This window comes from Pseudomonas sp. DrBHI1 (genome assembly GCF_002205115.1).
GTDB lineage: Bacteria > Pseudomonadota > Gammaproteobacteria > Pseudomonadales > Pseudomonadaceae > Aquipseudomonas > Aquipseudomonas mosselii.
This window is the reverse complement of sequence record NZ_NIBE01000105.1, coordinates 1,032-9,796: the sequence shown is the minus strand read 5'-3', so window position 1 is coordinate 9,796 and position 8,765 is coordinate 1,032. Positions and strand designations below refer to the sequence as shown.

The 8,765-nt window shown below is 65.7% G+C and carries 10 protein-coding genes; 5 read left to right on the top strand and 5 right to left on the bottom strand.

Features of this window, described 5'->3' with window-relative positions:
- From CC207_RS20920 to CC207_RS20910, 3 genes are all read left to right on the top strand, one after another.
- A partial coding sequence (locus CC207_RS20920; protein ID WP_256582144.1) for a glycine zipper domain-containing protein occupies window positions 1-298 on the top strand: 298 nt, incomplete at its 5' end.
- A gap of 167 nt (window positions 299-465) precedes the next feature.
- Window positions 466-2,295: an SLC13 family permease gene (locus CC207_RS20915; RefSeq protein WP_069017201.1), complete on the top strand. Its 1,830-nt coding sequence runs from the start codon at window positions 466-468 to the stop codon at window positions 2,293-2,295.
- Window positions 2,296-2,407: 112 nt separating this feature from the next.
- Window positions 2,408-3,829: a GGDEF domain-containing protein gene (locus CC207_RS20910; protein WP_028691843.1), complete on the top strand. Its 1,422-nt coding sequence runs from the start codon at window positions 2,408-2,410 to the stop codon at window positions 3,827-3,829.
- A 1-nt stretch (window position 3,830) separates the two neighbouring features.
- On the opposite strand, the gene CC207_RS20905 is transcribed toward CC207_RS20910, so the two are convergent.
- Window positions 3,831-4,592 carry a TSUP family transporter gene (locus CC207_RS20905; protein ID WP_028691844.1) on the bottom strand — a complete coding sequence of 254 codons (762 nt, stop codon included), beginning with the start codon at window positions 4,590-4,592 and terminating at the stop codon, window positions 3,831-3,833.
- Between the two features lie 101 nt (window positions 4,593-4,693).
- Here CC207_RS20905 and CC207_RS20900 point away from each other — a divergent pair, with 101 nt between their 5' ends.
- Window positions 4,694-5,611, top strand: a complete 918-nt coding sequence (locus tag CC207_RS20900) for a LysR family transcriptional regulator (protein WP_028691845.1) — start codon at window positions 4,694-4,696, stop codon at window positions 5,609-5,611.
- 121 nt (window positions 5,612-5,732) lie between these two features.
- Here CC207_RS20900 and CC207_RS20895 read toward each other — a convergent pair whose 3' ends face one another.
- Window positions 5,733-5,924, bottom strand: coding sequence for a hypothetical protein (locus tag CC207_RS20895; RefSeq protein WP_028691846.1), 192 nt, complete (start codon window positions 5,922-5,924; stop codon window positions 5,733-5,735).
- Between the two features lie 614 nt (window positions 5,925-6,538).
- Here CC207_RS20895 and CC207_RS20890 point away from each other — a divergent pair.
- Window positions 6,539-7,099, top strand: a complete 561-nt coding sequence (locus tag CC207_RS20890) for a cysteine hydrolase family protein (RefSeq protein WP_028691847.1) — start codon at window positions 6,539-6,541, stop codon at window positions 7,097-7,099.
- 2 nt (window positions 7,100-7,101) lie between these two features.
- On the opposite strand, the gene CC207_RS20885 is transcribed toward CC207_RS20890, so the two are convergent.
- From CC207_RS20885 to CC207_RS20875, 3 genes are all read right to left on the bottom strand, one after another.
- Window positions 7,102-7,455 (bottom strand): SH3 domain-containing protein, encoded by a 354-nt coding sequence (locus tag CC207_RS20885; protein WP_028691848.1) that lies wholly within the window; start codon window positions 7,453-7,455, stop codon window positions 7,102-7,104.
- Window positions 7,456-7,502: 47 nt separating this feature from the next.
- Window positions 7,503-7,994, bottom strand: a complete 492-nt coding sequence (locus CC207_RS20880; RefSeq protein WP_028691849.1) for a GNAT family N-acetyltransferase — start codon at window positions 7,992-7,994, stop codon at window positions 7,503-7,505.
- Window positions 7,995-8,065: 71 nt separating this feature from the next.
- The coding region (locus tag CC207_RS20875; protein WP_218192831.1) for an SDR family oxidoreductase at window positions 8,066-8,765 on the bottom strand (700 nt) is incomplete at its 5' end.

Genomic DNA, 8,765 nt, shown 5'->3' with positions numbered 1-8,765 from the left:
CGGCGGCCTGGGTGGCGCCCTGGGCAACGTCGTCGGCAAACAGATCGGCGGCAGCACCGGCGCAGCCATCGGCGCGGGCCTGGGCGGTGCGGCCGGCAGCGCGGTGGGCGCCCGCAAGGGCAACCGGGCCGAAGCCGCCATCGGTGGCGGCCTGGGTTCGGCCGGTGGCTCGCTGATCGGCGGCAAGCTCGGCGGCGCCAACGGCTCGACCATCGGCGCAGGCCTGGGCGGCGCGGCGGGCGGCGCGATCGGCAACCATATGGGCGACAGCAACCGCAAGCACAAGCATCGCCACTGATTCAGCAGTACGGGGGGGGCCGCGGGCCCGCCCCAAGCGCCCTGCCATTACGCAGCAGATCGCCAACCGGCAAAAACACTGCAGCACGTCAACGACGCATTCGCGTCGAGCTGCCACACTAGGGCCATCGCCTATCGTGCCCCTGTGTGAAGGAACATCCCCTCCCCATGAACCATGAGTTGCTCTGGGTCCTAGGCCTGCTGGCCGTCGTCGTCGTCCTGTTCATCATCAACCGTCCACGTATGGACGTGGTTGCCCTGCTGGTGATTCTCGCGCTGCCGCTGTCCGGCATTCTTACCGTGGAGCAAGCCCTGGCCGGTTTCAGCGACCCCAACGTGGTACTGATTGCCGCGCTGTTCGTGATCGGCGAGGGGCTGGTGCGCACCGGCATCGCCTACCGCATCGGTGAATGGATGAGCGAACGCGCCGGCAACAGCGAGGCGCGCCTGCTGGTGCTGCTGATGGTCGCGGTGGCTGGCCTGGGCTCGGTGATGAGTTCCACTGGCGTGGTGGCGATCTTCATCCCGGTGGTGCTGAGCATCGCCGCACGCCTGCAGCTTTCGCCCAGCCGGCTGATGATGCCGCTGAGCTTCGCCGGCCTGATCAGCGGCATGCTCAGCTTGGTCGCGACCCCGCCGAACGTGGTGGTGCACAGCGAGCTGGTGCGCCACGGCGAAAGCGGCTTCGGCTTTTTCAGCTTCACGCCCTTCGGCCTGGTGGTGCTGGTGCTGGGTATCGGCTACATGCTGCTGACCCGCCACTGGCTCAACGGCGAGGTACGCAAGGACGGCCGCGTCGAAAGCCGCCGCACCCTGCTCGACCTGGTACTGGACTACAAGCTCAGCGGCCGCGAGCGGCGCCTGCGCATCCGCCCCCATTCGCCGCTGATCGGCCACACACTGGGCGAGCTGGAGTTGCGCACCCGCCACGGCGCCAACGTGATCGGCATCGAGCGCCAGCACAAATTCACCACCCGGGTGATCACTGCCGACTCCGGTACCCTGCTGCAACAGGACGACGTGCTGCTGCTGGACCTATTCGCCAACCGCGACGACCTGCGCAGCCTGTGCCAGTCGATGCTCCTCGAACCCCTGCACTTCAAGGCGGCCTATTTCATCGACCAGTCCCAGGAAGTGGGCATGGCCGAGATCTCGTTGCCTCCGGGCTCACAACTGATCGGCAAGACCCTCCTCGAACTGACCTTCCGCACGCGCTACGACCTCAACGTGGTCGGCCTGCGCCGCGACCAGCAAGCGATCGAAGGGCAATTGGTGGAAGAGAAGCTGCGACTGGGCGACACCCTGCTGGTGGTCGGCCCATGGAAAGCGGTGCGCCAGCTGCAGGGCAAGCCCCGCGACTTCCTGGTGCTGAGCCTGCCGGCGGAAATCGACCAGGTCGCCCCGGCCCGCGCCCGCGCGCCCTACGCGTTGATCAGCCTGGCGGTGATGGTCGGGCTGATGGTCAGCGGCCTGGTGCCCAACGTCATCGCCGCCTTGATCGGCTGCCTGCTGATGGGCGCCGGCCGTTGCATCGACATGAACAGCGCCTACCGCGCCATCCACTGGCAGAGCCTGGTGCTGATCGTCGGCATGCTGCCTTTCGCCCTCGCCCTGCAGAAGACCGGCGGCATCGACCTGGCCGTCGGCGCGCTGGTCGGCGCCCTCGGCGGCGCAGGGCCGAGCGTGATCCTCGCCTGCCTGTTCGCCCTCACCGCGCTGATCGGCCTGTTCATCTCCAACACCGCGACGGCGGTGCTGATGGCCCCGGTGGCGGTCAGCACCGCGCAGCAGCTGGGCATGTCGCCCTACCCGTTCGCCATGACCGTGGCCCTGGCGGCGTCGGCGGCGTTCATGACGCCAGTGTCGTCGCCGGTCAACACCCTGGTGCTGGGGCCCGGGCAGTACCGCTTCGGGGACTTCGTCAAGGTCGGGGTGCCCTTCACCTTCCTGGTGATGCTGGTCACCGTGCTGATGGTGCCGTGGGTGTTCGGCCTGTAGTCGCCACGATCCAAGCGATTTGCGGCGAATTGACATCAATTGGGCAGTTGAAAGACACTCACAGACTATCGTCCCAGGTGCCTACGGCCGTTTTCCTGGATTCTGTCTTCGCTTGTCGGTCGAGCCCATGGTGTCATCAGCTCCGTCGCGCCTGCTGCCCCCGCTGATCCTGTTCGGCCTGACCCTGGCATTGACCCTGGCCGGCATCCTCGCCCGCCCCATCGAGTCGCTGTCGCTGTTCTGGCCGGTGAACGCCGTGCTCGCCGGGGTGCTGTTGCGCAATCCGCGCCAGGCCACCCCCTCCGGATTCGCCCTCATCTACCTGGCCATGGTGGCCGCCGACCTCGGCTGCGGCAGCGCCTGGAAACCGGCCCTGTGGTTCAACCTGTGCAACCTCGGCGCCATCGTCAGCATCTGGTACCTGATGGCCCGCCTGCCACGCGTGCATCGACGCCTGCGTACGCCCCACGGCACCCTGCGCCTGTTCGGCGCCTGCGCGGTCGGTGCCATGGTCGCCGCCAGCCTGGCCTGTGTGATGGCCACGCCCTGGTTCGAACAATCGCTGCGCGCCACATGGCTTGCCTGGTTCAGCGAACAGTTCTCCACCAGCGTGCTGGTCCTGCCCGTGCTGCTCACCGCCCCCTCGCCCCGCGCCTTGAGCGGCCACGGCAGCCAGCCGATCCGCCTGGCACCGCTGCTGGTACTGCTGGCCTCGCTGGCGGTCAGCATCGTCTTCGGCGGCCCCGGGGCCATCGCCTTCCCGATCGCCGCACTGCTGTGGTGCGCGCTGAGCTATTCACCGTTCCTGGTGGCGCTGCTGGCCCTGACCGCGGGCAGTACGCTGATCGTCGCCGTGGCGCAGAACCTCATGCACTTCAGCATCCCGCAGAGCGAATCGGGGGTCACCACCCTGATGTCGGCACGCCTGGGCATCGCCATGCTGGTGCTCGGCCCGCTGGTGCTGGCCTGCGTCAGCAGCGCCAACCGCAGCCTGATGGCGCGCCTGGCGCATCAGGCAACCATCGACCACCTCACCGGCACACTGTCGCGCAGTGCCTTCACCCGCCGCGCCAACGCCCTGCTGGACAGCCGTCAGCACACGCCGCAGTTGCCCTTGACCCTGATGATGCTCGATATCGACCACTTCAAGACCATCAACGACCGCCATGGCCACGGGGTCGGCGATCAGGTGCTGCGCCAGTTCGCCATGACCCTGCAGGACCAGTTGCACGACGGCGAGCTGTTCGCCCGCCTCGGTGGCGAGGAGTTCGTCATCATCGTGCCGGGGCTGGCGCCGGAGCTGGCCAGGTTTACCGCCGAGCGCCTGCGCCGGGCAGTGCAGGACCTGCATATCGCCCAGCCAGAGCAGGCGCTGCGGATCACCGTCAGCATCGGCCTGAGCGGCTGCGCCGCCGACACCCCGGCGCCCAGCCTCGACGAACTGCTGGCCAGCGCCGACCAAGCGCTCTACCGGGCCAAGGCCCAAGGCCGCAACCGGGTCGAGCAGGCCGAAGGGCAGCGCCAGGTGCGGTGACTCATCCGACCAGCAGGTCCCAACTGAGCTTGGTGATCAACACGCACAGCAATACCAGGAACAGCCCGCGCACGAAACCCGCACCCTTGCGCACCGCCAGCCAGGTGCCGGTCAGCGCACCGAGGATGTTGAACAGCGCCATCGGCAGCGCAATGGCCCACAGCACATTGCCCGACGGGATGAAGAACACCAGCGCGGCCAGGTTGGTGGCAATGTTGACCAGCTTTGCCGAGGCCGAGGCATGCAGGAAGTCCAGGGCGAAGAAACGAATGAACAGGAAGATCAGGAAGCTGCCGGTGCCCGGCCCGAACAGCCCATCATAGAAGCCGATGGCGCCACCGATCAGCACCGCCAGGCACTGTTCCTTGCGGCCGATCACCCTCGGTTTGTGCAAGGTGCCGAAGTCCTTCTTGCAGAAGGTGTAGATGGCCATCAGCACAATGAGCACCAGCACCATCGGCCGCATCACGCTTGCCGGCACCAGCGATACCGTGGCCGCGCCAAAGAACGACATGACGAAGGCGCTCAGCGCCGCCGGCACGATCAGCCCCCAGTCCAGCGTGACCTTGCGGATGAACGAACGCGCCGCAAAGCTGGTGCCGCACACCGAGGCGAGCTTGTTGCTGCCCAGCAAGGCCGCCGGCTGGGCGTTGGGCAGCACGTTGAACAACGCCGGGATCTGGATCAGCCCGCCACCTCCAACGGCGGCGTCGATCAGGCCAGCGGCGAAGGCGAACAGCGAAAGCAGGGCGATATCCATCATCTCGAGGGTCCGGGCGGCACAAAACAGGCTGCCAGACTAATCAAAGCGGCGCGCGTGTGTTGAAATGCCATATTGCGAAAACTGCAACAAGGAGGCCCGCGATGGCACTGGACATGCTGCGTGAAATACAGGCGTTCGTCAGCGTCGCGCACAAGCGCAGCTTCGTCAGCGCCGCCCGTGCCCTGGGGCGTTCGCCCAGCGCGGTGACCCGAGCTGTGCAGGCCCTGGAGGATAACAGCGGCGCCAAGCTGTTCAACCGCAGCGCCAGTTCGGTTTCCCTGACCGAAGCTGGCGAGCGGCTACTGCCCCACGCCGAACGCTTGCTGGATGTGCAACGGGATGCCGCCGACGAACTGGCGGCGCTGACCGGCGACGCCCAAGGCTGGATTCGCCTGGCCGCGCCCGAGGTGCTGGCCCTGCAAGTGCTGCCATCGGTGCTGGCCGAATTTGCCCGGCGCCACCCCCACGTCACCCTCGACGTACAGTACGGCGACCAGGCTTTCGACCCGTTGCAAGGCAAGCTGGATTTCGTGATCCGCGGGGCCTTCCCGCAGTCCAGCGAGCTGATCGGCTATCCACTATGGCGTTACCGCCGCCATCTCTACGCCAGCCCTCAGTACCTGGCGTTGGCCGGCACACCGCAGGTACTGGAAGACCTGGAGCGGCATACGCTGATTCTGCACACCGCGCCGCGCATCCTGAAGGCCTGGCATTTCAGCAAGGATGGACACACCGTGAGCCTGCGCCCGCGGCCTCGGCTGCGCCTGGGCTCGGGGGTGGCGGTGCTGCAGAGTACCCTGGCGGGGGCCGGTATCGCCCGGCTGGCGGATTGGCTGGGGGAGCCGGAGGTACGTGCCGGGCGCCTGGTGCGGGTCTGTCCCGACTACCACCTGACATCCAGCACCGGACAGGACCCGCAGATGCACGCCGTGTACCCAGCCGGCGACCGGCCGGCGAAGGTCCGCGAACTGCTGCAAGCCCTGCGCGAAGCTGGTCTGCGCAGTGGGAAACAGCCCTGAACAGGGCTGCTCAATTTCTGCTCAATCTAACAGAGACCCTGAAAACAATGGCCTGCAGCGCTTTATCCACAGACCTACCCACGATTTTTGTGGACAGTTTCTACAAGCCTTGAAGGAATTTTTACAAGCGCAGTAAAGCCGCATTGGCCAGCTTGACCAACTCGATCCATTCGCTTGCGCTGATCACACCAGAACGCTCCAACTCTTCGGCACGGCGCAGTGCCTGATCGTAGTCCGCTTCGTGGAGGATGCCCTCACCGAGAAAACGACCGCGCCACTCCAGCATCGCTGCAGTGCCCTTCTTGCATTCCATAGTGTGTATTGTCTCCAAGGCAAGTGAACGGCCCGTGTGCCCGGGCCCTGGGATTGGGGGCGCGAGATTACACGAGCGACTTGTACTTGAGAACGACTTGCAGATACCGCTTGTCTAGACGACTGCGGCCAGGGGGCAGGGTAAACCGGGCGACGTGTCTGGCCCGCCATTGCGCCAGGCGGGCCGGGACAAGAAAATTTTACGGCTCAGCTTGGCGGGATGGTACCCAGCAGGCCAATCATGATAGTCAGCAGCAGAAAACCACCCAGAAACAGCGCGAGCTTGCCCATCGGAACCTCTACAGTGTGATGTCGTAACGGCGGGGCTGGCCGCTGCGGCAGTGCAGCGGGGCAACCTGCCCAGCGCACACCGGGTTGGAAGGCTGGGCCTGAACGTATTGTCCGGCAGCCGCTGATACGGTTACAGATTCAGGTTCGAGGAAAAAAAGCATATCAGATGATGATTTCTCCCATCGCGGGACAAGCACGCTCCCACGGGTAAAAGACGCGAGGTTAAGGCGATCGGCGTGGGAGCGGGCTTGCCCCGCGATGACGTCTGCGCAGGTAACACACCTGTGCTACGGTCCGAAGCCCAGACAAGGAGAACTACCGGAGATGACCGCGCTCGCCAACAACGCCGCCCTGCTGATCATCGACATGCAGAACGGCATCAACCACCCTCGCCTGGGCCGTCGCAACAACCCCGAAGCCGAACAGCGCATCAACCAACTGCTCGCTTCTTGGCGCGCGAGCATGCGCCCGGTGGTGCATGTGCGCCATGTTTCCCGCGATCCCGATTCGGTGTTCTGGCCGGGCCAACCCGGTTGCGAGTTCCAGCCCGCCTTCACTCCGCACGCCAGCGAGACCGTGTTCGAAAAACACGTGCCCGACGCCTTCTGCAACAGTGGGCTTGAACGCTGGCTGCACCAGCGCGGCATCAGCCAGCTGGTCATCGTTGGGGTGATCACCAACAACTCGGTGGAGTCGACCGCACGCTCGGCAGGTAACCTGGGGTTCGATACGGTAGTGGTGGCCGATGCCTGCTACACCTTCGACCAGCACGACTTGCAGGGCAGACTGTGGCCGGCGGAGGATGTCCATGCCCTGGCGCTGGGCAACCTGGCCATGGACTATGCGCGGATTCTCGACAGCGCGGCTGTCCTGGCCATGGCCTGAACTCAGTCCAGCAGGCGCAGCTTCGCCAGCGGCACCCAGCCAAGCTCCCCGTTACCGGCACGACGACACCAGATCCAGCCGTTCAGCGGGCGCAGGCCCTCCAGCGGCTGGCCGGGGTCAACGTCCAGCTCATGCGCCGAATAGGCCTCCACTGCCCTGCCTCGACCGACGCCCAGCCGCTCGATGAGCTGGCCGGGCACCCAGCCTGGCTCCTGACCGTGGCAACTGCACAGGTACCAGTCCTCCCAGTGCTCGTCGCCCTCGTAACGCTGGCCAATATCCAGCAACGTGCCCTGGGCAAAGGTGATGGGCGCAGGGTATTCACTGCGGTGTGCGGCAATCACGACGTAGTTCACAGGCCTCTCCCTGGCTGCGAAAAGCGTCGATGCTAGTCGAAGGCCCTTCAGAGCACCATGATCATTTCGTGCCAGGCCATGCCGCCATGATCGGAGGCCGACGGGCGTACATAGGTGTAGCCCATCTTCTCGTACAGCCCGACGTGGCGATCCTTGCACATCAGGTGAATGGTCGCCTTGCCGCGCTCGCGCATCTGCTCGACGAAGCGCGCCATCAGCCGGCTGGCATGGCCTAGGCCCTGGTACGCCGGGTCGAGCACCACCGACATGATCACCACGTTAGGCGCCTGCGGGTCGTGTCCGACCAGCTCCTTGAAGGCCTCGTCGGACATCACCACCTGGTCGGCGCAGCCGCTGTTGATGAAGCCGATCACCTGGCCATCGGCCTCCAGCACCAGGAAGCCCTCCGGGTACTGGGCGATGCGCGTGGCGATCTTCTCACGGGTGGCGGCTTCGTCGCCTTCGTAGGCGCTGGTTTCGATCTGGTAGCAGCGGTCCACGTCGGTTGCCGTGGCCTGGCGGAACATCGAGGTGCTCATGGGGCGGATCCGGATAGCGGGAAACAGGGGCGACATGCTAACGGAAGTCGTCGCCCAGCTGCATGCACCAGTTACACCGAACGGGTAATGCCGCCATCGACCCTCAGGTTCTGCCCAGTGATGTAGCCCGCGCCCTCGGAGGCCAGGAAGGCGACAGTGGCCGCGATCTCCTCGGCCTTGCCGTACCGCTCCATCGGAATCCGGTTACGGAATTCCTCTTTCTCCGGCAGGCTGTCGATAAAGCCCGGCAGCAGGTTGTTCATGCGGATGTTCTCGGCCGCGTAACGGTCGGCGAACAGCTTGGTGAAGGCCGCGAGCCCGGCACGGAACACCCCGGAGGTCGGGAACGCCGGATCCGGCTCGAAGGCGGCGAAGGTCGAGATGTTGATGATGGCGCCGCCGCCCTGGCGCTGCATGATCGGCGTCACCAGGCGAGTCGGGCGCACCACGTTGAGGAAGTACACCTCCATGCCACGGTGCCAGTCATCGTCGCTCAGCTCGAGGATCGGTGCGCGCGGGCCGTGGCCTGCGCTGTTGACCAGCACATCAACCCGCCCCCACTGCTGTATCACGGTATCCACCAGACGCTGCAGGTCTTCTACCGACTGGTTCGAGCCGGTCACGCCGATGCCGCCCAGCTCGGCCGCCAGCGCCTCGCCCTTGCCGGACGACGACAGGATCGCCACCCTGAAGCCATCAGCGGCCAGCCGCCGTGCGGCCTCAGCGCCCATGCCACTGCCACCTGCGGTAATGATTGCGACTTTCTGCGAA